Source organism: Acinetobacter sp. 24-47-64 (genome assembly GCF_057737055.1).
This window is the reverse complement of the sequence record NZ_CM173215.1, coordinates 1695166-1719006: the sequence shown is the minus strand read 5'-3', so window position 1 is coordinate 1719006 and position 23841 is coordinate 1695166. Positions and strand designations below refer to the sequence as shown.

At 38.4% G+C, this 23841-nt stretch carries 25 protein-coding genes; 12 read left to right on the top strand and 13 right to left on the bottom strand.

Features of this window, described 5'->3' with window-relative positions; all coding sequences use genetic code 11:
• Nucleotides 1-15 precede the first annotated feature (15 nt).
• Both bioB and queG read right to left on the bottom strand, forming a co-directional pair.
• Nucleotides 16-1005 carry a biotin synthase BioB gene (bioB, locus tag AC1M85_RS08225; RefSeq protein WP_481592720.1) on the bottom strand — a complete coding sequence of 330 codons (990 nt, stop codon included), beginning with the start codon at nucleotides 1003-1005 and terminating at the stop codon, nucleotides 16-18.
• 290 nt (nucleotides 1006-1295) lie between these two features.
• Nucleotides 1296-2399, bottom strand: a complete 1104-nt coding sequence (gene queG / locus AC1M85_RS08220; RefSeq protein WP_481588239.1) for a tRNA epoxyqueuosine(34) reductase QueG — start codon at nucleotides 2397-2399, stop codon at nucleotides 1296-1298.
• A 20-nt stretch (nucleotides 2400-2419) separates the two neighbouring features.
• Between queG and AC1M85_RS08215 the strand changes: the two genes are divergently transcribed.
• The gene (locus tag AC1M85_RS08215; RefSeq protein WP_488212862.1) at nucleotides 2420-3931 is read left to right on the top strand and encodes an NAD(P)H-hydrate dehydratase; all 1512 of its coding nucleotides are present in this window, start codon (nucleotides 2420-2422) and stop codon (nucleotides 3929-3931) included.
• 15 nt (nucleotides 3932-3946) lie between these two features.
• A complete protein-coding gene (locus AC1M85_RS08210) occupies nucleotides 3947-4225 on the top strand; it encodes an acylphosphatase (RefSeq protein WP_092766403.1) in 279 nt (92 codons plus the stop codon).
• 23 nt (nucleotides 4226-4248) lie between these two features.
• Here AC1M85_RS08210 and ruvC read toward each other — a convergent pair whose 3' ends face one another.
• Nucleotides 4249-4794, bottom strand: coding sequence for a crossover junction endodeoxyribonuclease RuvC (ruvC, locus tag AC1M85_RS08205; RefSeq protein WP_035263804.1), 546 nt, complete (start codon nucleotides 4792-4794; stop codon nucleotides 4249-4251).
• A 122-nt stretch (nucleotides 4795-4916) separates the two neighbouring features.
• On the opposite strand from ruvC, the gene AC1M85_RS08200 reads away from it, so the two are divergent.
• Together AC1M85_RS08200 and AC1M85_RS08195 are read left to right on the top strand one after the other, a co-directional pair.
• Complete coding sequence (locus AC1M85_RS08200) at nucleotides 4917-5501, top strand: FxsA family protein (RefSeq protein ID WP_488212861.1); 585 nt, start codon at nucleotides 4917-4919, stop codon at nucleotides 5499-5501.
• Between the two features lie 106 nt (nucleotides 5502-5607).
• Nucleotides 5608-6249, top strand: a complete 642-nt coding sequence (locus AC1M85_RS08195; protein WP_179998148.1) for a LysE family transporter — start codon at nucleotides 5608-5610, stop codon at nucleotides 6247-6249.
• Here AC1M85_RS08195 and AC1M85_RS08190 read toward each other — a convergent pair.
• The gene (locus AC1M85_RS08190; RefSeq protein ID WP_035263798.1) at nucleotides 6193-6402 is read right to left on the bottom strand and encodes a hypothetical protein; all 210 of its coding nucleotides are present in this window, start codon (nucleotides 6400-6402) and stop codon (nucleotides 6193-6195) included. The two genes, AC1M85_RS08195 and AC1M85_RS08190, sit on opposite strands and share 57 nt — an antisense overlap.
• A gap of 307 nt (nucleotides 6403-6709) precedes the next feature.
• Here AC1M85_RS08190 and AC1M85_RS08185 point away from each other — a divergent pair, with 307 nt between their 5' ends.
• Nucleotides 6710-6952 carry a hypothetical protein gene (locus AC1M85_RS08185; protein WP_035263796.1) on the top strand — a complete coding sequence of 81 codons (243 nt, stop codon included), beginning with the start codon at nucleotides 6710-6712 and terminating at the stop codon, nucleotides 6950-6952.
• Nucleotides 6953-6997: 45 nt separating this feature from the next.
• Here AC1M85_RS08185 and metK read toward each other — a convergent pair whose 3' ends face one another.
• Nucleotides 6998-8164 carry a methionine adenosyltransferase gene (gene metK, locus AC1M85_RS08180; protein ID WP_488212860.1) on the bottom strand — a complete coding sequence of 389 codons (1167 nt, stop codon included), beginning with the start codon at nucleotides 8162-8164 and terminating at the stop codon, nucleotides 6998-7000.
• 443 nt (nucleotides 8165-8607) lie between these two features.
• Between metK and tkt the strand changes: the two genes are divergently transcribed.
• Both tkt and AC1M85_RS08170 read left to right on the top strand, forming a co-directional pair.
• Nucleotides 8608-10596, top strand: a complete 1989-nt coding sequence (gene tkt, locus AC1M85_RS08175) for a transketolase (protein WP_481589912.1) — start codon at nucleotides 8608-8610, stop codon at nucleotides 10594-10596.
• A 114-nt stretch (nucleotides 10597-10710) separates the two neighbouring features.
• Complete coding sequence (locus AC1M85_RS08170; RefSeq protein WP_035263790.1) at nucleotides 10711-10926, top strand: hypothetical protein; 216 nt, start codon at nucleotides 10711-10713, stop codon at nucleotides 10924-10926.
• Nucleotides 10927-10974: 48 nt separating this feature from the next.
• Here the strand turns inward: AC1M85_RS08170 and AC1M85_RS08165 are convergent, their stop codons facing one another.
• Entirely contained in the window at nucleotides 10975-11502 is a 528-nt protein-coding gene (locus tag AC1M85_RS08165; protein ID WP_481596990.1) for a nuclear transport factor 2 family protein, read from the bottom strand.
• Between the two features lie 331 nt (nucleotides 11503-11833).
• Here AC1M85_RS08165 and AC1M85_RS08160 point away from each other — a divergent pair, with 331 nt between their 5' ends.
• Nucleotides 11834-12421, top strand: coding sequence for a YceI family protein (locus tag AC1M85_RS08160; protein ID WP_092766398.1), 588 nt, complete (start codon nucleotides 11834-11836; stop codon nucleotides 12419-12421).
• 47 nt (nucleotides 12422-12468) lie between these two features.
• Here the strand turns inward: AC1M85_RS08160 and AC1M85_RS08155 are convergent, their stop codons facing one another.
• The 3 genes from AC1M85_RS08155 to AC1M85_RS08145 all read right to left on the bottom strand — a co-directional run bounded on the left by AC1M85_RS08155 (nucleotide 12469) and on the right by AC1M85_RS08145 (nucleotide 14547).
• Nucleotides 12469-13050: a LysE family transporter gene (locus tag AC1M85_RS08155; RefSeq protein ID WP_488213863.1), complete on the bottom strand. Its 582-nt coding sequence runs from the start codon at nucleotides 13048-13050 to the stop codon at nucleotides 12469-12471.
• A 139-nt stretch (nucleotides 13051-13189) separates the two neighbouring features.
• Nucleotides 13190-13891, bottom strand: a complete 702-nt coding sequence (locus AC1M85_RS08150) for a glutamine amidotransferase (protein WP_488212859.1) — start codon at nucleotides 13889-13891, stop codon at nucleotides 13190-13192.
• Between the two features lie 83 nt (nucleotides 13892-13974).
• Nucleotides 13975-14547 (bottom strand): TetR/AcrR family transcriptional regulator, encoded by a 573-nt coding sequence (locus tag AC1M85_RS08145; RefSeq protein WP_488212858.1) that lies wholly within the window; start codon nucleotides 14545-14547, stop codon nucleotides 13975-13977.
• An 86-nt stretch (nucleotides 14548-14633) separates the two neighbouring features.
• Between AC1M85_RS08145 and AC1M85_RS08140 the strand changes: the two genes are divergently transcribed.
• The 3 genes from AC1M85_RS08140 (at nucleotide 14634) to AC1M85_RS08130 (ending at nucleotide 17183) form a co-directional block, all read left to right on the top strand.
• Nucleotides 14634-15404 (top strand): SDR family oxidoreductase, encoded by a 771-nt coding sequence (locus AC1M85_RS08140; protein WP_481588229.1) that lies wholly within the window; start codon nucleotides 14634-14636, stop codon nucleotides 15402-15404.
• 22 nt (nucleotides 15405-15426) lie between these two features.
• Nucleotides 15427-16029 carry a 2-hydroxychromene-2-carboxylate isomerase gene (locus AC1M85_RS08135; RefSeq protein WP_488212857.1) on the top strand — a complete coding sequence of 201 codons (603 nt, stop codon included), beginning with the start codon at nucleotides 15427-15429 and terminating at the stop codon, nucleotides 16027-16029.
• Nucleotides 16030-16130: 101 nt separating this feature from the next.
• Nucleotides 16131-17183 carry an NAD(P)-dependent alcohol dehydrogenase gene (locus AC1M85_RS08130; RefSeq protein WP_488212856.1) on the top strand — a complete coding sequence of 351 codons (1053 nt, stop codon included), beginning with the start codon at nucleotides 16131-16133 and terminating at the stop codon, nucleotides 17181-17183.
• Between the two features lie 59 nt (nucleotides 17184-17242).
• On the opposite strand, the gene exaC is transcribed toward AC1M85_RS08130, so the two are convergent.
• A complete protein-coding gene (exaC, locus tag AC1M85_RS08125; RefSeq protein ID WP_488212855.1) occupies nucleotides 17243-18754 on the bottom strand; it encodes an acetaldehyde dehydrogenase ExaC in 1512 nt (503 codons plus the stop codon).
• Between the two features lie 204 nt (nucleotides 18755-18958).
• On the opposite strand from exaC, the gene AC1M85_RS08120 reads away from it, so the two are divergent.
• Complete coding sequence (locus tag AC1M85_RS08120; protein ID WP_488212854.1) at nucleotides 18959-20134, top strand: sigma-54-dependent transcriptional regulator family protein; 1176 nt, start codon at nucleotides 18959-18961, stop codon at nucleotides 20132-20134.
• Nucleotides 20135-20335: 201 nt separating this feature from the next.
• On the opposite strand, the gene mdh is transcribed toward AC1M85_RS08120, so the two are convergent.
• From mdh to AC1M85_RS08105, 3 genes are all read right to left on the bottom strand, one after another.
• The gene (gene mdh / locus AC1M85_RS08115; protein ID WP_035263769.1) at nucleotides 20336-21508 is read right to left on the bottom strand and encodes an iron-dependent methanol dehydrogenase; all 1173 of its coding nucleotides are present in this window, start codon (nucleotides 21506-21508) and stop codon (nucleotides 20336-20338) included.
• A 306-nt stretch (nucleotides 21509-21814) separates the two neighbouring features.
• Nucleotides 21815-22780, bottom strand: a complete 966-nt coding sequence (locus AC1M85_RS08110) for an alpha/beta hydrolase (protein WP_481609675.1) — start codon at nucleotides 22778-22780, stop codon at nucleotides 21815-21817.
• Nucleotides 22781-22831: 51 nt separating this feature from the next.
• Nucleotides 22832-23662, bottom strand: coding sequence for an SDR family oxidoreductase (locus tag AC1M85_RS08105; RefSeq protein WP_481612573.1), 831 nt, complete (start codon nucleotides 23660-23662; stop codon nucleotides 22832-22834).
• Between the last annotated feature and the right edge of the window lie 179 nt (nucleotides 23663-23841).

The window sequence follows — 23841 nt, the reverse complement described above, 5'->3', positions numbered from 1 at the left end:
AGCGAAGCTTTGAAATTAACTTGCCATTGCATCTATAGTCAGCTCTGATACAGTCGGCTTCGCTTTTTCTGCTTTTAGACCTAACTTATCGAATAACTGCTTATCTTTGCCTTCACCAGCATTAGGTGTCGTTAAAAGCTTTTCACCTGAGAACAAAGAGTTAGCACCTGCCATAAACGCTAAAGCTTGATCAGAATCAGAAAGAGATTCACGACCCGCTGAAAGTCTTATATAACTTTTTGGCATGATAATGCGCGCTACGGCAATAGTGCGAATCCATTCAGTCACATCGAGTTTTTCAACATCTGCTAAGGGTGTGCCTTCGATCGGTACAAGCATGTTGATTGGTACCGATTCTGGATGAATAGCTAAGGTCGCAAGTTCATGTAATAGACCAATACGATCTTGAGTATCTTCACCTAAGCCAACAATTCCACCGCTACACACTTTCATGCCTGCTTGGCGTACAAAGTCTAAAGTATTTAAACGATCATCATAAGTGCGTGTGGTAATCACATTTGGATAGTACTCACGAGAGGTATCTAAATTGTGATTGTAATAATCTAAACCTGCTTCTTTTAAACGTTCCGCTTGTGATTGATTGAGCATCCCTAAGGTCATACAAGTTTCAAGTCCTAGGGCCTTTACCTCACGTACCATTTCAAGTACATAAGGCATATCGCGTTCATGAGGATTTCGCCATGCAGCACCCATACAAAAACGAGATGATCCAGAAGCGAGAGCTTCTTTGGCTTCATTAATTACTTTTTCAACAGCAATTCTTTTTTCGGCCTCAAGTTTGGAATCATAACGTGCAGATTGAGAACAGTATTTACAATCTTCAGGACATTTACCCGTTTTGATCGATAGTAATGTACTGACCTGAATGGTATTTGCATCAAAGTATTGACGATGCACGCGTTGTGCTTCGAAAATTAAGTCCATGAAAGGTTGTTCATAGAGTTTTTGTATTTCTTCACGCGTCCAATCATTGCGTACTTGCATAATTTATCCATCAATTAAAAAGCTACTTATTTGATCATACTGTAATTTTAATAATGCAAAATCGTAAAATATGACAATAATGACTCAAAAAAATTATCAAATTTGCCAACTCAATAGAAATTAATCATTGTGGATTTAGTTACAAACTTGACTATTTTTATGCGTTTTTCGCCGCAAAATTATTTTTGGGGAACTTGATGTTGAGAACTTGTTGCTAACGTGTGCTTAAAATTTCAGATCATGCTCAAAATGGTGATTTTGTCTTGTCAAGTCATCTTGGAAAAGTAGTGTTAATTGTTTCTTTTTGAGTGTTGTTCTTGTACTGCCCAGTCAATATGGATTTGCACAATCTCACTAGACTGATTTCTTTTTAGTATCAATTGCTCAATATTGTTTGGATGATAGGGTGCATTCCCGATTCCAATCGCAATATTCCGCATAAAGCTTTCATAGCCTGTTCTACGCAGTGGACTGCCTTCTGTGTTGGCTAAGAATGTTGCTTCGTCCCATTGCCATAATTCCATTAAAGAAAGACGATCCAGCCCATGACGGGGATGGAAATCAGTAACCGTTGTGGTTTGTGCGAAACTATTCCAAGGACAAATCAGCTGGCAATCATCACATCCAAATACGCGATTACCTATGCCACGGCGTAGTTCTTCAGGAATCACACCTTGGTATTCAATGGTCAGATAGGCAATACATTTTCGGGCATCTAATTGATATGGCGCTACAATCGCCTGCGTTGGACAAATATCAATACATGCTGTACATGATCCGCAATGTGCACTGGCAGGCTCGTCAAAGGGTAATTCAAGAGAACTAAACAGTTCACCGAGTACAAAAAAGGAACCCGATTTTTTGTGGATGAGCAGGGTATGTTTACCTGTCCAACCCATACCTGCAGATTCAGCGAGTGATTTTTCAAAAATAGGGGCTGAATCGGCGAAAGGTCTTGATTCAAACGGACCGACTTTTTCACGAATAAGGTTTGAAAGTGTTTTTAATTTACCGCGCATGGTTTTATGGTAATCCCGTCCGCGTGCATATCGCGCAATAACGGCAGAATTAGGGAAATCAGGTACTGTTCGAGGTTGAGGTCGTTCAACCAAATAATTCATTCTGACGCAGATAATACTTTTTGTATGGGGAACCAACAGTGTTGGATTAGCACGTTTTTCCAAATTTTCTTCGAGGAACTTCATGTCACCATGAAATCCTTGATCTAAATATGCTTTTAATCGAGGTAATTCATCTTGAGCATCAGGTCGGGCAATGACACAATCAGCGAAGCCCAGTTCCAATGCTTGAGATTTAATCCAAGCTTTAAGCGCATGAGGATCAAATTGCTGTGTTGGAATACGAGCTGGTATAGATGAGAGAGATTGAGTCATAAATAAAAAAAGGAACGATAATGCATCAACAAGTTTATCACAGCAGTGAGATACAAGCTTGGGAACAGCGCTGGTTTGACGATCAAAATAGTGCTTTTGGTCTTATGCAGCAAGTTGCTTGGATGATGGCACAAGAAATCATCACAATTCTTCAAGGTATTGAAAAAAAGAAAATCCGTATCGCAGTCTGCTGCGGCAAAGGAAATAATGCAGGGGATGGTTATCTTGTTACGTACTATTTAGCACAGCACTCTTTATCACGACATTGTTCATTCAACCAAAATCTAGAAATCGATATTTTTTCTTTTTCACAAGTCGATCATCACTCGGCTGACTCCTTGCAGTGTGCTTATAAAATGAGTCAATCCATACCACTTAAGCAGTTCACCGATCTGAACCATTGTAAGGGTTATGATGTCTATATTGATGCATTGTTTGGAATTGGAATTAATCGTACTTTAAGTGAAGACTGGCAGAGAATTATCCATCATATTAATGAGCAAGACGGCGTCAAAATTGCGATTGATATGCCGAGCGGTTTAGATGCAAATACAGGTCAACCATTACCAATGGCTATTCATGCTCAGCATACGCTTACCGCACTCGCATATAAGGTAGGGCAATTTGTAGGGCGTGCACAGGATTTTATAGGACATCTAAAACTCATTCCCATTTTACCATGTGACTCAGATTTAAAACCTGTGGCCCGATTAAGCCCAGTCAAAACAATTTTGCCGCGACGACACTCTACAGGACATAAAGGAACGTATGGGCATGTGCTCGTGATTGGCGGTCATGCACAAATGGGAGGTGCGGTGATTATGGCGGCTGAAGCTGCATTTGCCGCTGGGGCGGGTAAAGTCACGATCGTGTGCGATGCTAAACATCATTCAGCAATTTTGTCACGATCTCCCAATGTAATGGTGCAGGATATTAATCGTTTCGATCCATCACAACGAAAAAATTTGCTACAGCAAGTCGATTCGATTTGTTTTGGAATGGGGTTGGGACGTGATGATTGGGCAGCTGAGCAATATGATCAATGGATGAGTATTCTGTCCTCTACGAACAAACCGACTGTACTCGATGCTGATGCATTGTGGTTCTTATCTGAAAAGCCCATTCGACTCAATGAGAGAACTTACGCAACGCCACATCCTGGTGAGGCTGCAAAACTTTTACACTCTAGCGTGGCGGAAGTTGAGCATGACCGCATCAAAGCAATTAAACGATTACAAACACTGTATGCTGGTGAATGGGTATTAAAAGGTGCAGGAAGTTTAACGATTGACGCGCAGCAAACCATTTGGATTTGCACCCAAGGTAATCCAGGAATGGGTACAGGTGGAATGGGGGATATCCTTGCAGGAATGATTGCTAGTCTTAAAGGACAATTGTCTAATTCCATTCAACTTCATGAAATTGTTAACTTACATGCCATGGCAGGTGATGTATTGGCTCAACAGGGTGAACGTGGTTTGTTAGCTCAGAATATGGCTCAAGCGATTTATCAAATAGTAAATCTAAAATAAAATTCAGGGATAGATATGCGATATTTAAAATTAACGATACAAGGTCTTGTTCAAGGGGTCGGATTTCGTCGCTGGTTTATGGAACAAGCCTTAAAGTTGCATTTAACTGGTTACGTTAAAAATATGGATAATGGGGATGTGGAAGCTATCATTGTTGGCACATATAAAGATGTAAATGACATGATCAAACTGGCCATGGCAGGGCCTCATAATAGTAAAGTTAAGCAAATCTTCTATGAAGACTTAATTGACATCAAAGAGCGTGATTTCGATAACTTTCAAATTCGCCAATAAGTGCATTGAGTGTCGAGAGACTTTTAACGTCGACGACTACTGCTGCGGCTTCGTCCACGTGCCATTCCACCTAAAGCATTTAAGACAGCCAATTTACTCATACTGCCAGAGGCATGTGCATGGCAAATTGCTGCGGCAAGTGCATCTGCAGCATCAGCTTGTGGTTTAATACTTAAATTAAGTATGCGCATAACCATCATTTGAACCTGTTCTTTATCAGCAGCGCCATAGCCAACAACAGATTGTTTAATTTGACGCGCAGTATATTCAGCCACTTGTAGATCTAAATTGACCAATGCCGCTATAGCTGCACCGCGTGCTTGACCAAGTTTTAAGGCAGAGTCAGGATTGACCGCCATAAATACCTGTTCCACAGCAGCTTCGGTAGGACCATGAAATTTAACGATTCTTTCAATGCCTGAAAAAATTCGTTTTAGACGCTCAGGCATGTCAGGTGTTTCAGTGCGAATTGTTCCAGCATCAACAAAAGTGAGTTTTTGCCCCTCTTTTTGAATAATACCGTAACCTGTTAGACGTGAACCAGGATCAATTCCGATAATTAATGACATTCCATGACTTTAAAAATAAAATAATGCCCATATTGTTACATAAGCGTATGAAAAAAGCTTGATACAGATTGAGCAGATGATTACGACCCTATATTTAAATTTTTGAGATTAGATTACATTTCATGAAATTAGCTCTTATTGTTTTAATCGGTATAGTCCTTGAAATCTTCGTATGGGTCGGTGTGGGTGATCTAGTCGGAAGTATGTGGTATGTATTCTTCTGGTTTATTGCTGCATTCTTTATTGGTTTAAATATGGTTCGTTCTCATGCATCAGGTTTAATGCCACAGATGCAGCAAATGCAACAAGGTCATATGAGTGCTGATCCGAATTTGACCAATAACTTACCTAAAATTATTGCGGGTATTTTCCTTTTGATTCCGGGGTTAATTTCCGATCTATTCGCCTTACTTATTCTAATTCCACCTGTTCAAACAGCATTTAAAGCGGTGATGATGAAAACCATGATGAAGCGTCAGCAAGCCATGATGGAAAAAATGATGGGTGGTATGATGGCAGATATGGGCGGCATGGGTGGTCAAGCAAATGGTCAGAATCCATTTGCAGATTTAATGCGCCAAATGCAAGAAATGCAAAGCCAGCAGCACGGTCGTGGTTCAAATGACTCTACTATCATTGATGGTGAAGCAAGAGAAATTACACCTGAAGCAAAGAAAATTGAAATGAAAGACGTTAATCAAAAGTAAATTGCGCATGTTCAAAACCAGATGTAATGTCTGGTTTTTTTATTTTTGTATCTCGATTTTCCTAAAAAACAGTATAATTCAAACAATTTTTATTCATTTTTGATTTATGTCTCTATTACTTACCATCTGTGTCCTACATCTTGTTGCTCAATTGAGTCCTGGACCTGATATTTTGTTGATTGCCAAATGCGCAGCGTCAACCACAATCGCAAACACGTTGAAAGTTATTTTAGGTATTTCTATTGGAATTTTATTTTGGGTGATTTTAACTTTATCAGGTTTTGCACTTTTGATTGCCCAATTCCCATGGATTCAACAAGTCTTAATGTTAGTCGGTGGTTTATTTTTGGCAAAAATGGGCTGGGCGATGCTAAAGGGTGGTTGGCAAACCTATAAGTCTTTCAAACTTGATGCAATTGATGAAAATCAGTTACCTTTAAAAGCTGAAAAATACTTTCTGATGGGGTTGTTTACAAACCTATCCAATCCTAAAACACTGATTTATTTTAGTAGTGTATTTTCACTTGCCTTAACTGCTTCAGCACCAGAGATGTTGAAAATACAACTGGCAGTCATTATTCCGATTCAAACGTTTTTAACCTTTACGTTTTTGATGGTCGTTTTAGCACGACCTAAAATTAAACAGCTCTACCAGCGTTCAGGGCATTACATAGATATGGCATCGGGTGGTCTATTTTTGATCTTTGCAGTCTGGTTGTGGATAGATGCGCTTATTTTGCTTAACTGAATCCTGATCTAACTCTTCTGTTTGAGTCAGAACGAGCGTGTCTTGCTGATAACGTCTTGGTCGCAAAGTTGCTTCAGTATTTTCAGAACCTTGATAAGAGCGACTTCTGTTTGCTCTTTCTCTCAAGCCGCCTTTCTTAATTAATTGAACCATCGTCATATCATCATTTTTTCACTACGTTTATTTTACTTCAATTTATGATTTCCATGCGGATATGATGGGCGAGTGCGTGAATAAAATATGGATAATCTCTAGAAGAAAAAAGAATGATAGAGCAGGTTGTCAAAAAAAATTCATATAGATATCTGATAATACAAGATATTGAATGAAGACATAGATGGTTGCTGTTTTATAGCTACATCATGAGGTTGATTATTGGTGAAGGCTTATATAGTATAAATATTAGCCTCTAAGGTGATGTAGATAAAAATAAAAAGACAGTCAAATCGGGAGGATGAGTATGCTGTATCAGTATCATTGTGCGTGTTGCGACAAGGTGGTTGCTTCGACAGACAAAGTGTGTTCTGAATGCGGATCACAAAATATCAGAACACCTTATGGTTTTTGGATATTTTGTATCATTGCGTGTTTAGCCGCAGCCATTGTATTTAAAGTGGCCCATTTATATTTACAAGATAACCAAAATGTCCCTGTGAAGCAGTCGTTTTTGGACACGCTTCATCAAAGTGATAAAGCAAATTGAATCTATAAAAAAGCCCACATTGATGTGGGCTTTTTTATTTGGAAATTACAAACCAGCTGATGCTTTAAGCGCTTCAACTTTGTCTGTCTTTTCCCAAGTGAATGCAGTATCAGAACCTTCACGACCAAAGTGACCATATGCAGCAGTTTGCTTATACATCGGTTGAATGAGATTCAACATACGTGTAATACCATATGGACGTAAATCGAAATGCTCACGTACCAATGCAATAATCAATTCTTCAGAAACCTTAGCAGTATTGAATGTATTGATTGAGATAGATGTTGGTTCAGCAACACCAATCGCATAAGACACTTGAATTTCACATTTATCGGCTAAACCAGCGGCAACAATATTTTTTGCAACATATCGACCAGCATAAGCAGCAGAGCGGTCTACTTTAGATGGATCTTTACCAGAGAAAGCACCACCACCGTGACGAGCCATACCACCATATGTATCTACAATGATTTTACGACCTGTTAAACCACAGTCACCGACTGGACCACCAATCACAAACATACCAGTAGGGTTGATATGGAATTTGGTATCCGCATGGAACATATCTGCTGGAATCACTTTTTTCACGATTTCTTCAATGACAGCTTCTTTTAAATCAGTCTGTGAAATCTCAGGATCGTGTTGAGTCGATAATACGACCGCATCTAAACGAACAGGTACGCCATTTTCATATGCAAAAGTCACTTGGCTTTTCGCATCTGGACGTAACCATGGCAGACTTCTGTTACGACGAAGTTCTGCTTGTTTTTCCATAAGACGGTGCGCATACGAAATAGGAGCAGGCATTAAAACATCTGTTTCGCGACTTGCGTAGCCAAACATTAAGCCCTGATCGCCAGCACCTTGATCTTCAGGTTTTTGACGATCTACACCTTGAGCAATTTCAGGAGATTGTTTGCCAATCATGTTGATAACAGCACAAGTTGAACCATCGAAACCTAAATCAGAATGATGGTATCCAATGCCATTTACGGTTTGGCGTACAATTGCTTCAAAGTCTACATTTGCAGTTGTTGTGATTTCACCTGCAAGAACAACAGCACCTGTTTTTACAAGCGTTTCACAAGCAACCCGCGCATATGGGTCTTCTTTTAAGATTGCATCCAAAATAGCATCACTGATTTGGTCAGCCATTTTATCTGGATGGCCTTCGCTTACAGATTCTGAAGTAAATACAGCGTACTCGCGCATAAGTCCTATCACAGTTATTTCTAAAGACGCAATATGGTACATCGACTTAACGTTAAGGACTAGCTTAACCTGACTAAAAAGCATGAATTTATGTCATTTTTGTGTTTTTTTAATTGATATCATCATCTGTTAAATTGATAAGTGAAAACTTTTGTATAAGACTTATTCTTTTTAAGACTGAGCTGAAATAAAAAACAGCTTTAGTGGGTACGAAAGAATGTGAATATATGATTCAACATCAGTACTTTAAAAAAAGGCCAAGCGACTAAAAAATATTGGATTGAATTGAATATTGATAAAACCGACTCGCATTGTATGAATTTTTTCGCTTTAGGGCTGAAATATACGTTTCTGGGCTTTACGCTGTTTGATTTTTTTAAGACAATACACCCAGTTTTTGAATTTTATTCATTTCCCATCTTTAATTTATCGGACACTGATCTATGACAACCCCGCTGAATGAACGTCGCATTGCTAACGCAATTCGTGTACTTGCAATGGATGCTGTGCAAAAAGCAAATTCTGGACATCCAGGTGCACCAATGGGGATGGCTGATATTGCTGATGTTGTATGGCGTGAATTCTTAAATCACAATCCGACAAACCCTCAGTGGGCTAACCGTGACCGTTTTGTATTATCAAATGGTCATGGCTCAATGCTTCAATATGCATTATTACATTTGACTGGCTATGATCTTTCAATTGAAGATTTAAAAGCATTCCGTCAATTGCACTCAAAAACACCGGGGCACCCAGAATTAGGTTATGCACCTGGTATCGAAACAACCACTGGTCCATTGGGTCAGGGTATCGCGAATGCTGTTGGTTTTGCTTTGGCTGAAAAAACCTTAGCAGCGCAATTCAACAAAGAAGACATTAAAGTCGTTGATCATTTCACTTACTGTTTCTTAGGTGACGGCTGTTTAATGGAAGGTGTTTCTCATGAAGCATGTTCATTGGCAGGTACTTTGGGGCTAGGTAAATTAATTGCTTACTATGACGACAATGGTATTTCAATTGATGGTGAAGTAGAAGGTTGGTTCTCTGACGATACAGAACAACGCTTCTTAGCTTATGGCTGGCAAGTATTGAAAGTTGATGGTCACGATGCAGATGCATTACGTGCGGCAACTTTAGAAGCTAAAGCTGAAACGAAGAAACCAACAATCATTATCTGTAAAACGATTATTGGTTTAGGTTCACCAAACAAACAAGGTAAAGAAGATTGCCATGGTGCACCACTGGGTAACGACGAAATCGCATTAACGCGTGAAGCGTTGGGTTGGACTGAAGGTCCATTCGAAATTCCCGCTGACGTTTATGCTGCATGGGACGCGAAAGAAAAAGGTCAACAAGCAGAAGCAGCTTGGAACGAAGTATTTGCACAATATGAAGCAAAATATCCAACTGAAGCGGCTGATCTTAAACGTCGTTTAAGCGGTGAATTACCTGCTGACTTCGTTGCAAAAGCCGATGCGTATATTGCAGAAGTAAACGCAAAAGCTGAAACTATCGCAACACGTAAAGCAAGCCAAAATGCAATCCAAGCATTTGCCCCAATGCTGTCTGAAATCTTAGGTGGTTCTGCTGACTTAGCAGGTTCTAACTTAACACTTTGGAAAGGCGCACAAGGCGTTCAAGACAATGCTGCAGGTAACTACGTACACTATGGCGTACGTGAGTTCGGTATGACTGCAATCGCAAACGGTGTTGCACTTCACGGTGGGTTCATTCCTTACGTAGCAACATTCCTCATGTTTATGGAATATGCACGTAACGCAGTACGTATGTCTGCATTGATGAAACAACGTGTGATTCATGTTTACACACACGATTCTATTGGTTTGGGTGAAGATGGTCCAACACACCAACCAATTGAACAAATCGCATCTTTACGTGGTACACCAAACCTCAACACATGGCGCCCATGTGACACAGTTGAAGCAGCAATTTCTTGGAAATCTGCGTTAACACGTTCTGAAGGTCCAACTGCGTTGATCTTCTCTCGTCAAAACTTAGCATTCCAAACACGCACAGAAGCACAAATTGCTGATGTTGCGAAAGGTGGTTATGTATTGGCTGAAGAAAAAGGCGAATTGAAAGCGATTATCATTGCAACAGGTTCGGAAGTTGCATTGGCAATGGAAGCTTATGCACAGCTTGAAGGTGTGCGTGTTGTGTCTATGCCATGTGCTGAAGAATTTGTTAAGCAAGATGCTGCTTACCGTGAGGCAGTTCTTCCATCTAATATCCGTGCGCGTGTAGCGGTTGAAGCGGCGCATGTTGACTACTGGTGGAAATTTGTAGGTCTTGATGGTCGTGTGATTGGTATGACTACGTATGGTGAATCTGCACCAGCGAAAGATTTGTTCCAACACTTTGGTATTACGACTGAAGCAGTTGTCGCAGCAGTGAAAGAAATTACTGCTTAATTCTTAGAATTAAGTGTTTTAAAAGGCGTCCCAACTGTGGGGCGTCTTTTTATTTTTATGTATCTATATAGATACATTCATTCCCTAGATTTCAGATTGGAAGTGAGTAGCGCAATGAGTTTGTATGAGCAAATTAGTGATGAAATTACTTTAATGGATGCGGGTGAGCAAAAGTGGATTGGTGAAGACTTACCACTTGAAGCGATGGTAGCAGTAGAGTTATTGCTACAAGATATGGCAGAAGAGAAAATCATTAAAGTACGTCGAAAAAATCGTGAAAAAACTTCAGGATTAAAACAGATTGATCGTATTCTGATTGAAAAGCTTTAACAGTCATAAAAAAGCCTCCTATGAGGCTTTTTTAATAGCCTATTTTTATTAATTAGCCGTAGTTTCAGACACGGTAAAATTTAATTTTGGATCAGCATTTTGTTGAATTGTCCATTCACCACTTACTCTGAAAGATGCAGCTGAAGCGTAAGTATCTTCCATAAACTGGAAATACGTGATTAAGCCATCTTTAACTATTGCTTTAATTGAAAATGGTGAAGTAAAAGTGCGCTTAGCGTGAACAGATGTATAGGTAAATTGTCCGAATACAGCCACTGTTTCATCTTCAGCTAAAATATCTGTGATTTGAAAATCATCGATCGTCCAATAAGTTCCGACATTAGAAAAAGTATATATATAGACATCACGACCTGTAGAAGTACCAGCCCAAGGTTCAATTTGTTTAAGTTCAGGATTGTTGAAATTTAGCGAAGTATAAATGGCATCTTCAGCCACTAACTTTTCTGAAGCAATCGCTACTCTTGATTTATCAGTATTATATAAAAAAGCCAATACGACATCTTTAGGTGCTTTAGTTTTAAGCGCTTTATCAATCGCTTGTTGTTGTTCACTCATCATTATTCTCCAGTTCAAAGTGGTAATTTTAGTATTATAAATGAGACAAAATATTAGTATATTGTATAAATGTTTAATTTAATCTCATATTTAAGATATGTGTTGATGTTAACTGCTTATTAGGAGAAAGCTTAAAGATGAAAAACATGATCTATACACAAGTAATAGTCATAATCTGATCAAATTGATTTGATAAAAGTGACACCTTCTTAAGGTGCGTTCTAATCTTGCAACAAACTGTTCTATCTGTACTGATGCAAGAATTTCAGAATGCTATACATTATTCACTATCCATTTCATAAATGTTTTTAAAAAATTTGAGGAAAAATTGATGAACTTTAAAACAATAGCGTTAAGTGCCGTAGTACTTTCTGTAGCAACAGTTTCAGTTGCTAAACCAGTTGAGTATAAAATCGATCCAACTCATACAGCGACAGTATTTACTTGGGATCATTTTGGTTTTTCTACACCATCAGGTAATTTTAGCGATATCCAAGGGACGATCAAAGTAGACAATGAAAAGCCTGCGAATTCAGCAGTGAATGTTACAATTCCACTTTCAAGTATCAATACAAATGTTAAAGCATTAGATGAACATTTATTGAAACCAGATTTCTTTGATGCTGAAAAATATCCGAATATCACTTTTAAAAGTACTAAAGTTCAACCAAATGGTAAGAACAAGTATAAGATCACAGGTGATCTAACGATTAAAAATGTTACTAAGCCTGTCGTACTAGATGCTGTTTTGAATAAACAAGCTGAACATCCTATGACGAAAGCGCAGTCTATTGGTTTCAATGCAACGACTTCATTTGACCGTTCTGCATTCGGTGTTGGAGCATATGTGCCTAATGTAGGCGACAAAATCACGGTGAATATTACGACTGAAGCTTCAGTCGCAACTGATAAGAAATAATATTCTTCAAAAACAGTACATTTTAGAAAGCACCTACGGGTGCTTTTTTAATCACGATTAAAAATTAAGAAACATCCAAAACTGATAAAAATACTACCTGTTATAAGATCAATCTTCTTGCTGATTTTTTGATATATTGTGTTTACTTGTTTAGCAGAAAAAATAAAAGCAACTATCGCAAACCAAATCAAGCTTTCAACAAAAATTAACATTAACAGTGAACTCTGCTGTATCAGAGTTGCATCACTATTCATCGCAAGCGCGAAAACACTACTGAAGTAAACTAATGCTTTAGGATTTGCCATATTGGTGAGAAAGCCTTGAATCAGTAAAGAACTGTATTTTTTCTTGACTATGCCTTTTGTAACGTAAGCTGAAGCAGGTTCTAATTTCGTTAGCCCTGATTTAAAGAGTTGAATGCCTAAATAAATGAGATAAACCCCTCCTAAAATCATCATAATTGTTTGGAGCCAAGCCATTTTTTGGAATAGATAGTGTAATCCACTCATAGCACAAATTGCCCAAACTAAAATACTAAGAGAAATTCCTAATGCTGCAAAAAGTGCATGTATGCGAGACTGTCGAACCGCACTTTGCGTGACAAATAAAAAATCTGGTCCAGGACTAATAAGTGCAAAGAAATGAATGATGGCTAAACTGAACAGTGGTGAGATTTATATCTTCATTATAATTTTTGGATATTGAATTTAGGTATAGCACAATCCAATACCCTGATCTACAGTTGGGTTGAAGGCAATCAAATCAAAATCATCTAATCTGTTCAATAAAACGGCTTAAGATTGAGCCTGCCACAGATTCAAGTTTTTCAGCATAACGATGGTTATCTGCACGTAATTGAGTAATATCTATACCCGCTTTACGCAATTCGCAAGTATGACCAATCAACCATTTCTCTAAACTATCTGAGGTCACTTCAGGATGGAACTGGAGTGCTAAAATATTAGATCCAACTTGAAAAGCCTGATTTTTATAAATTTGAGTGCTCGCCAGAAGTTTCGATTGCGCGGGAAGATCAAAGGTATCACCATGCCAATGCAAAACTGGCACACCATTTAAAGAATTTAGAACGTTGTCTTGCTCATTTATAATATCTACCGTACTCCAGCCAATTTCTTTGGTGTGGCCGGCATATACTGCACTACCCAAGGCTTTTGAAATAAGTTGAGCACCTAGACAGATGCCAAGCGTAGGGCGTTGAAGTTTTAATCTTTCTTTAAGTAAGTCTATTTCTGTTTGTAGGAAAGGGTAATCTTCTGTTTCATAAACACCAATCGGTCCACCCAAAATAATGGTCAGACCTTCGTAGTTTAATGCTACTGAAAGATCATCCACACCTGCATCAAAATATCTGACCCGATAACCCAGTTGATATAGTGTCTCCTCAAAAGAACCTAGATCTTCAAAGGCTAAATGCTGTATTGCATATACTGTTTCAGGAAGCTTTCTCATGATGTGACGTTCTTAAAAGAATGATGAGGAAATTATAGAGCTTTTGGAACTAAGGTTTCGTCCATAAAACAATATAAAACGATTTATTTTGCAATCCCATTTTTTAATAATGTCTTGAGCATAGCTAGACTAGAATTGAGAATATCTTTTTTTAAGCGTTCATCTTGAACTCCACGTGCTAATAGTACGGAGCCCACCATTTGACAGAGTATTGCCCAAGCGAAATCAGGTTCTGGAGCATGCTGCGCAAATAGTTTGTAACCACGCTGAAGTTCGTTTTCAAAACATTGTTTAATGTCAACATCAGCGCGTGAAACTTCAGCAGCAAGTGAGGGTAAAACACAGCCTTTTTCTGGGTGTTGAACGTGTAATAGAGAAAGATATCGGTTCATTTCAAAATCTAACCAAGATTCTGGATCTTGATGAGGATTCATTTCCCACTGTTGAATACTTGCTCCGATTTCAGATTCGATTAAGGCTTTAAATAAGTCGTTTTTTGAAGAAAAGTGAGAATAGAAAGCACCGCTGGTCATATTTGCAGCGTGCATAAAACCATCAACCCCAGTATTGTTAAAACCTTGTTTTTTTGCAAGTTCACCACTGGTTTTTAAAATATCACGACGTTTTTCTTCTTTATATCCTGCTTTATATCTCATATTGAATATTCAATAACCATTGACTGTGCCTCAAAACTATAACATAGTGATCGTTATAATAACGATCGTTATTTAATGGAGAGATGATGAACGATCAGCAGTCAGAAATTAATCATTCAGAAGAAAAATCAACATATAACAAGGTCGCACTGATCATTGGTGCAGGAGATGCCACAGGCAGTGAGATCGCAAAACGCTTTGCACGAGGTGGATATACTGCTTGTATGACTCGACGCAATGCAGACAAGCTTGCACTTGTCATCCGAGAGATTGAAGCACACGGTGGTAAAGCTTATGGATTTGCTTCAGATGCAAGAAAAGAAGATCAAGTGATTCAACTGATTGACACAATTGAACGTGACATTGGTCAGATTGAAGTATTGGTCTTTAATATTGGAGCAAATGTGCCGTGTAGCATTCTAGAAGAAACAGCACGTAAATATTTTAAAATCTGGGAAATGGCTTGTTTTAGTGCTTTTTTAAATGGTCGTGAAGTCGCTAAACGGATGGTCGCAAGGCAGCGCGGCACTATCATTTTCACTGGTGCAACAGCAAGCATCCGTGGTTCATCATATTTCAGCGCTTTTGCTGGCGCTAAACATGCGTTAAGAGCCTTAGCCCAAAGTATGGCAAAAGAGTTAGGGCCTCATCATATTCATGTTGCGCACGTCATTATTGATGGGGCGATTGATACTGATTTTATTAAAGATACTTTCCCTCATTTGTATGAAAAAAAACAGCATGACGGTATTTTAAATCCTCAACATATAGCTGATAACTATTGGCATATTGCTCATCAACCACGAGATGCTTGGACACATGAATTGGATTTACGTCCATGGTCTGAACAGTGGTAATCATATTTAATAAGGATAAGACATGACTACACAACAACAAAAAGTTGAATTTTATTTCGACCTTGGCAGTCCATTTAGTTATTTGGCTTTTTACAAGCTACAAGAAATCACCCAAAAATATAATGCAGTGATTGATTACACACCAATTTTATTGGGTGGAATTTTTAAATTGACTGGTAACAAGAGTCCAATTGAGGTGCCTGCTAAAGGGATCTATTCAATGCAAGACTTAAGTCGTTGGTCAGATTATTATCAGATCCCGATGCAGATGAATCCATATTTTCCAATGAATACATTGACTTTAATGCGTATATTAACGGGAGTCAAAATCTATCATGATGAATATTTTGAAGTGATTTTGACCAAGCTTTTCGATGCGATGTTTAGAAAGCCCTTGAATTTAGCCGATCCAGAAGTTCTGATAAATTTATTTCAAGGGGATGCAATCGACGGTCAGCAACTTTTGGATTTAAGCCAAGATCAGGTAGTAAAACAAAAATTGATTGATGAAACAAACAATGCCGTACAAAGAGGAGTATTCGGAGCACCTACATTTTTTGTACGGGAAAATATGTATTGGGGACAAGATCGCTTGCATTTTGTAGAGCGAGAATTACAAAAATAAGTGAAAAAGAAATTAGATTGAGACTCAGCTAAATTTATTAAAAATATTGATGTGATATAACGAATAAGAGAGTACGAAATTAACAGCTTGAGGGAGTCACGATGACCCATAATGTTTTAGCTTACGCAGCGCTTGATTCTAAAAGTCCATTGGTTCCATATACGTTTCAGCAACGTCAAGCTCGCCCCGATGATGTCATTATTGATATTGAATACTGCGGTGTATGTCATTCTGACTTACACCAAGCGCGTAATGATTGGGGATTTAGTCGTTACCCAATTGTACCGGGTCATGAAGTAATTGGTCGTGTAAAAAGCATCGGAGCATCGGTAACGAAGTTTAAGGTTGGAGATCTGGTCGGAATCGGGTGTATGGTAGATTCATGTCGTACTTGTTCTGCTTGTCACCAAGGTTTGGAGCAATATTGTGAAGCTGGCAATACACAAACGTATGGTAGTTTAGATCGTCATGATCAAACACCTACTTATGGTGGCTACGCACAAACGATCATTGCGAGCCAAGATTTTGTATTGAAAGTACCTGAAAATTTAGATACTCACTCCATTGCACCCATCTTATGTGCAGGGATCACGACATGGTCTCCGTTAAAACATTGGAATGTCGGTAAAGGCTCTAAAGTGGCTGTTGTTGGACTCGGTGGTTTAGGTCATATGGCGATTAAACTTGCTCATGCGCTTGGTGCAGAAGTGACTTTATTTACACGATCAGCAAATAAAGAACAGGATGCACGTGATTTAGGTGCAGATCATGTCGTGTTATCAACAGATCCAACACAAATGAAATCAGTGAAAAATCAGTTTGATTTAATTATTGATACTGTGCCTTATGATCATGATCTAAAGCCTTATATTCCGACACTTACATTGAGTGGGACATTGGTATTGGTAGGCTATCTCGGTGAATTTAGCAGTAATTCCGTGCCCATGATTATGGGAAGAAAATCAATCGCTGGATCGGTGATTGGTGGGATTCAAGAAACTCAAGAATTACTCGATTTTTGTGGTGAGCACAATATCGTGTCAGATGTAGAAGTCATTGATATGCAAAATATTAATGAGGCATTTGAGCGAATGCTTCAAAGTGATGTGAAATATCGTTTTGTGATTGATATGAAAAGTCTACAAGCCAGCTAATCCATTAAGCTCCTGTAGCAGAAAAGAAGCGGCAATCAGCCGCTTCTTTAGCTTTTGTTTTAGAAGAAACCCATTGGTTTAGTTGAGTAACTCACCAATAAATTTTTAGTTTGTTGGTAATGATCCAGCATCATTTTATGATTTTCACGACCAATCCCTGATTTTTTATAACCGCCAAAAGCAGCATGAGCAGGGTAGATATGGTAGCAATTTGTCCAGACTCGACCTGATTGAATTGCACGTCCTGCACGATAAGAAGTATGCGCTGATCGTGACCAAACACCAGCACCTAATCCATAAATGGTGTCATTGGCAATGTTGATAGCATCGTCGAAATCTTTAAATGTTGTCACAGCCAAAACTGGTCCAAAAATTTCTTCTTGGAATGTTTTCATGCTGTTATTGCCTTTGAAAATCGTCGGCTCAATATAAAAACCTTGTCCAATTTCTTCACGTGCTTGACCACCCGTAAGAATTTGAGCACCTTCTTCACGACCTGTCGCAATACAACCTAAAATTTTATCTTGTTGCTCTTGCGAGGCTTGAGCACCAATCATGGTTTCTGTATCAAGTGGATGTCCCGTTTTAATTCGCTTCACGCGCTCTACAGCCATCTCTAAGAATTTATCAGCAATACTTTCCTGGACTAAAGCGCGTGATGGACAAGTACAAATTTCTCCCTGATTCAGGGCAAACATGGCAAAACCTTCAAGCGCTTTATTTAGATATTCATCATCCTTATCCATGATGTCTTCGAAGAAAATATTTGGAGATTTGCCACCCAGTTCTAATGTCACTGGAATAATATTTTCGGTGGCATATTGCATAATTAATTGACCAACCGCAGTTGAGCCAGTAAATGCAATTTTTGAAATACGTGGATTTGTGGCAAGAGGGCGTCCTACTTCAACACCATAACCATTGACGATATTCAGCACACCTGGTGGTAAAATATCTTGTATCAGTTCAACTAAAACTAGAATACTGACAGGAGTTTGCTCAGCTGGTTTTAAGACAATACAGTTCCCCGCTGCTAATGCAGGCGCAAGTTTCCATGCCGCCATTAAAATCGGAAAGTTCCATGGAATAATCTGTCCAACGACACCCAACGGCTCATGAAAATGGTAAGCGATAGTATCTTCATCAATTTCTGAAATACCACCTTCTTGTGCGCGGATACAGCCAGCAAAATAGCGGAAATGGTCAATACACAGTGGAATATCTGCAGCTAAGGTTTCACGGATAGGTTTACCATTGTCCCATGTTTCTGCCACAGCAAGTAATTCTAGATTCTCTTCTAAGCGATCTGCTATTTTTAATAAAATGTTAGAGCGAGTTGTTGCAGACGTTTTGTTCCATTCAGTTTTAGCGGCATGAGCTGCGTCTAAAGCGAGCTCAATATCCTCGACTGAAGAACGGGGAACTCGAGTAAAGACTTTCCCATCTACGGGAGAAAGATTATCAAAATACTCACCTTTTACTGGAGGAACCCATTTCCCACCAATGAAATTTTCGTATTGTGCTTTAAATTGAACTTTAGAATCTGGTTGATTGGGATCAGCGTAGCGCATAGTGTCCATCCTTTGGTTGTGCTGTAAAGTTATGGAAAATATCTTCGTCTTTGGTATTAGATATCTTCTATTATTGATGAGTTAACATAACCACAATAAGGTTGGAAAAAGGTTGGAATGATGAAGGTTTACAACTGATCAACAAATACTATAACTATAATAAGTACAACATATGCATATTGGGAAATGTTGAGATAATAAGGAATGAACTCAATGCAGACTCTTATCAAGCAAAGACAACAAATAGAAACACTTAGAGAGAAAATCAGTCTTTCAACTGTACAGGCGAAACAACTTGGTCAGCATATTTTAAAGTCTTGGCAAAGATCGAAGTTGGCAGAAATTCCGAAAGAGCGAATGGTAGCGCCGTTGATCACAACGAGTACTGTTGAAAGTAACAGCCTAAATCAAGCATTGAAAATATGTGAACAAGAGTTAAAACATGTTGCACAACAATCATCTATGGTACTTGCGGTAGGCGATATCAACAGCACCATTATTTGGACGGAAGCTAGTCAACAAATGCGTAAGGCTGCAGAACGTGTTCACTTTATTGAAGGCGGTCAATGGCGGGAGGAAGTGGTTGGAACCAATGCTTTAGCATTAACCTTGAAAACTGAAAAATCAAGTTGTGTGTTTTCAAATGAACACTATATGGAGTCTATTCATGATTGGGTGTGCTATGCAGCACCAATTGTTGATCCATTTTCGAAGCAACTCATTGGTGTATTAGATTTATCAACGACATGGGATCATCACAATAGTTTTGGACTACTCGCAGCAGAACGTTGTGCATCTTTAATACAATCAGCATTACTGAATTATCAACGCCAACATTTATTTATTCGTACCTTTGGAATTCCTCAAGTCATATTTAACGGACGTACCTTGGTGGTTACCCCTAGACAGATTGAAATTTTGACAATATTGGCATTATGTCCTCAAGGGCTTAGCTTAGATTCGCTTCATCAAGCTTTGTATGGGGAGCGAAAGGTAAGCATGGGAACTTTAAAAGCTGAAATGTCCCAGCTTCGAGATTTATTGGGTGGAATGTTAGGCTCAAGACCCTATAAATTACTGGCGCATATTGAAGCTGATTTCCTCCAAATCGAAAATGCTTTAGACGTTGGATTTGTTGATAAAGCTTTACAGCAGGTCAATGGTGTAATGCTCGCAAAAACTGAAAGCCCATTCTTATGTTCTTGGCGAAATTGTCTAGATTCGCGTTTGAGTGAAGCAATTTTTAACTATTGTGATGTTGAAGTGCTTTTAAAATACATTGCACGAAATCCTGACGCAGTTGATGCAATGGAGCGTTTAATGGAGTTATCTCCGCAAGATCACTCAGCGCAACAACTTTTACAGCACTATCATAATTGAGTCAAATTAAAGTAAAACACAACAGCCTAAAGCATCTTTTTCATATTGTTAACAACCTTTACTCTCATTTTTTATACCTACAAAAATTTAACGCCGCCATTCCTGATGTAATGCAGTATTGAATTCGATTGAGAATCAAAGAATAAAAAAGAGAATCTGAAGTATATCCAGATTCTCTTTTAGATCTAGCAAATCAAAAGTTTACATTGCAGCTTTAAAAATATTGATAACTTGTTGGAGATCTGCTTTACGTGGGTTAGTGAGCATGCAGGCATCTTTTTGTGCATTTTGAGCCATCACTTCTAAATCTTCCTCCTTAACCGAAAGCTCTTTTAATCCTGTTGGAATGCCAATGGACTGAGAGAGGATTTTGATCGCATCAATTGCTGCATATGCAGCTTCATTAATGGTTAATCCTTCAATATTTACACCCATTAATTCAGCTATTTTGGCATAACGATCAGGGCAGGCAATTAAGTTGAACTCACAGACATGAGGGAGTAAAATCGCGTTACATACACCATGCGGAAGATTATAAAAACCGCCTAATTGGTGAGCCATGGCATGTACATAACCTAAAGAGGCGTTATTAAATGCCATGCCTGCCAAATATTGTGCATAACTCATTGCATCACGTGCTTCAATATTCTCACCATTAGCAACCGCAGGACTCAGCCATTGACTGATCATGCTGATGGCTTTTTCAGCACAGGCATCTGTAATTGGATTTGCTGCTGTTGAAACATAGGCTTCGACTGCATGAGTAAGCGCATCCATACCTGTTGCAGCTGTCAATGCTGCAGGTTTTGCGATCATCAGTTTAGGATCATCTATGGCAATGAGTGGAGTGCAACGCCAATCGACGATTGCCATTTTTACATGAGTTTCTGTATTGGTAATAATACAGAAACGCGTCATTTCCGAAGCAGTTCCTGCAGTTGTGTTGATTGCAATAAGAGGTGTCATCGGAACGGTACTTTTATCGATTCCTTCATAGTCGCGAATGTGCCCACCACCTGCAGTCACTAAACCAATACCTTTAGCACAATCATGTGAAGAGCCACCACCTAAAGAAATAATAAAATCACAAGCATTATTATTGTAGGCTTCCACACCATCGTGAACATTAATATCAGTCGGATTAGGCTCAGCACCTGCAAATATGTAGCTCTCCACTTGCGCTTCTTTTAAATAGCCAGCGATGATATCTGCGACACCAAATTTGTATAAACCTGCATCAGTCACAATCAGTGCTTTTTTAGCGCCCAAATTTTGAGCTTTGCTTCCAACTTCTTTAGCACTACCTGGTCCGAAAAGTGAAACACAAGGGATATAAAACCCGTTTGTTTGGTCTGCAATATTTTTAAAAGCCATGGTGAGATTCCTTTTACCATTTATTGTTGTGTTCGGCGATATTTACCGTGTTTGCAGTATTGGACACGCTTGAGAAGATGTGTACCTACCAAATACCAACCCAATTTCTCCATGGCTCAAAACAAGAAACAGAAAGCAAGAAATAATATTTCAAATGGGTGAAAAGGAGATTGGTCGCAAAGGTCTGTGAAGAGATGGAAACGTTGAAGAATAGAAATATTGTATGACCAAGAGAAAGTCCATTCAGCTTGATCAATACACATTAACAATCAAGACCAGTAAAATGAGGTCTTAGATAAACTGAATTTATAGATTTTTTGAAGAAAGCCAAGCAAAGAGTTGGTCATACACTTGCTGACGAACCAGTTTTTTTGAAAGAACCAAATCATGCAGGCCATCTTTAATTGTCATTACAGTGACATCACCTTGTAATCCTTTTGCATATTTTTCGATGGTTTTTACATCTAAAATCACATCAGAGGTCTGAACATCAATATTGTATTTCTTCGGATTGGTCGTGCGACTTGAGTGCATAACAAGGAGCGGAACTGAAATTTTAGGACCAGATTGAATTTTCTGTTGTGCTTTCACAACAGCACCAATAAAACTCAAATACACTTTGGTGTAGGTTTTAGGTTTAAGCTTGAGATCAAAACTCCATTCACCGTTCAAATTTTCGTGCAAACTCTTCACGTAAAACTTATTTAATTCACTTGGTAATTGCATCAACGGAAATTGCTGAGCTAATTTTGCAATCATTGGAAGCGCATATTTCTTTTTTAATACATTCATATTGAAATCATAAAATGGGCTGTTGGCCCAGATTGCTTTAATCAATGGATGATCAGGGTGTCGAATTGAAAAATAAGTGGCAGTTAAACCGCCTGTAGAATGACCGCATAATAATACCGATTCATTTCCGTCACTTTGAATTGTATTCAATGCGGCATGAATATCTTCATCATATTCGGTTAGGTCTTTCACAAAATAAGGTTTTTGATGCGGAAGTAGTGATCTACCGTATTTTCTAAGGTCAATGGCGTAAAACTGAAAACCTTGGGCATTAAATTTTTTCGCCATTTCTTGTTGAAAGAAATAATCAATAAAGCCATGGATATACAGCACAGCTTTAGTTGATGGAATATCTGATGGACGACGTACTAATGTTGCAATAACCTCACCATCATAATCAGGCGAAAATTTGAAAATATGTTGCTCAAATTTTTCACCTAAAATGTCGGGTTGGTATTTTAGCGTGGTCTCAGCACTCATTTTTTCGATCATCTATTGATTCATTCCCTGATTCAAAATTGTTTATATTGACTATAAATATTCTTTTAAAAGTTGTTCTGTCTCGTTAAACAATCGCTGAGCTAAACTACGATTTTTCGCATGTGCAGATTGAAAAGCTGGTGTTTGCAAACTTTTGTATTGACCTGTTTTCTTAGACCATTCAGGTGATAACGCAATTTGATGAATAAGATTTGCTGGTTTGTTGGGTGAGATTAAGAACAATTTTAAAGCGCGATATTGATAGTTAGGAAGCTCGCGATAAATTTCGGAATCCACACCACCTGGATGAATTGCATTACTGGTGATAGATGTGCCTTTGAGCTTTTCAGCTAAGGCATGACTAAATAGTAAATTTGCTAATTTACTATTTCCATAGCTGAGTACACCGTTATATTTTTTAACAGAATGAAATTTAAATTGATGTGTGTCAATTTTACCCAGAACATGCATCATGGATGCAAGATGAATGATACGGCCTGAAGGCGCGTTTTGAAGTAAAGGTAACAATTGTATTGTCCACACAAAATGTCCTAGATAATTGACGCCTATTTGTTTTTCAAAACCATTAGCCGTTTCTTCTAATTTAGGCGTCATTAGACCTGCATTGTTGACCAAAATATCAATCTGTGAATATTTTTCTTTTAAAGTTTGTGCTGCAGATTTGACTTGATTTAAATCATTTAAATCTAATTCTACAATATCAATTTGACCATGACCTTTGGTGCTGATTTCTGCTTTAGCTTTCTGAGCTTTATCCAAATTACGACAGGCAAGTACGACATGATGACCATCTTCAACAAATTTTTTTGCTGTCGCTAATCCAATTCCTGTATTTGCACCTGTAATCACCACTGTTTTCATTATTGTCTCTAAAGTTCTTAGTATGAGATTGTTTTAATACAGTCAGAGCAGTGAGTCAAACGCACTTTCAAGAAATTTTCATATAATTGTTGCATGATACGAACTGCTTATCTGACTCATACAAAAGTTACAGAATCTGAATAGCACAACTCATTTTAAGATAGAATAATATAGTTATA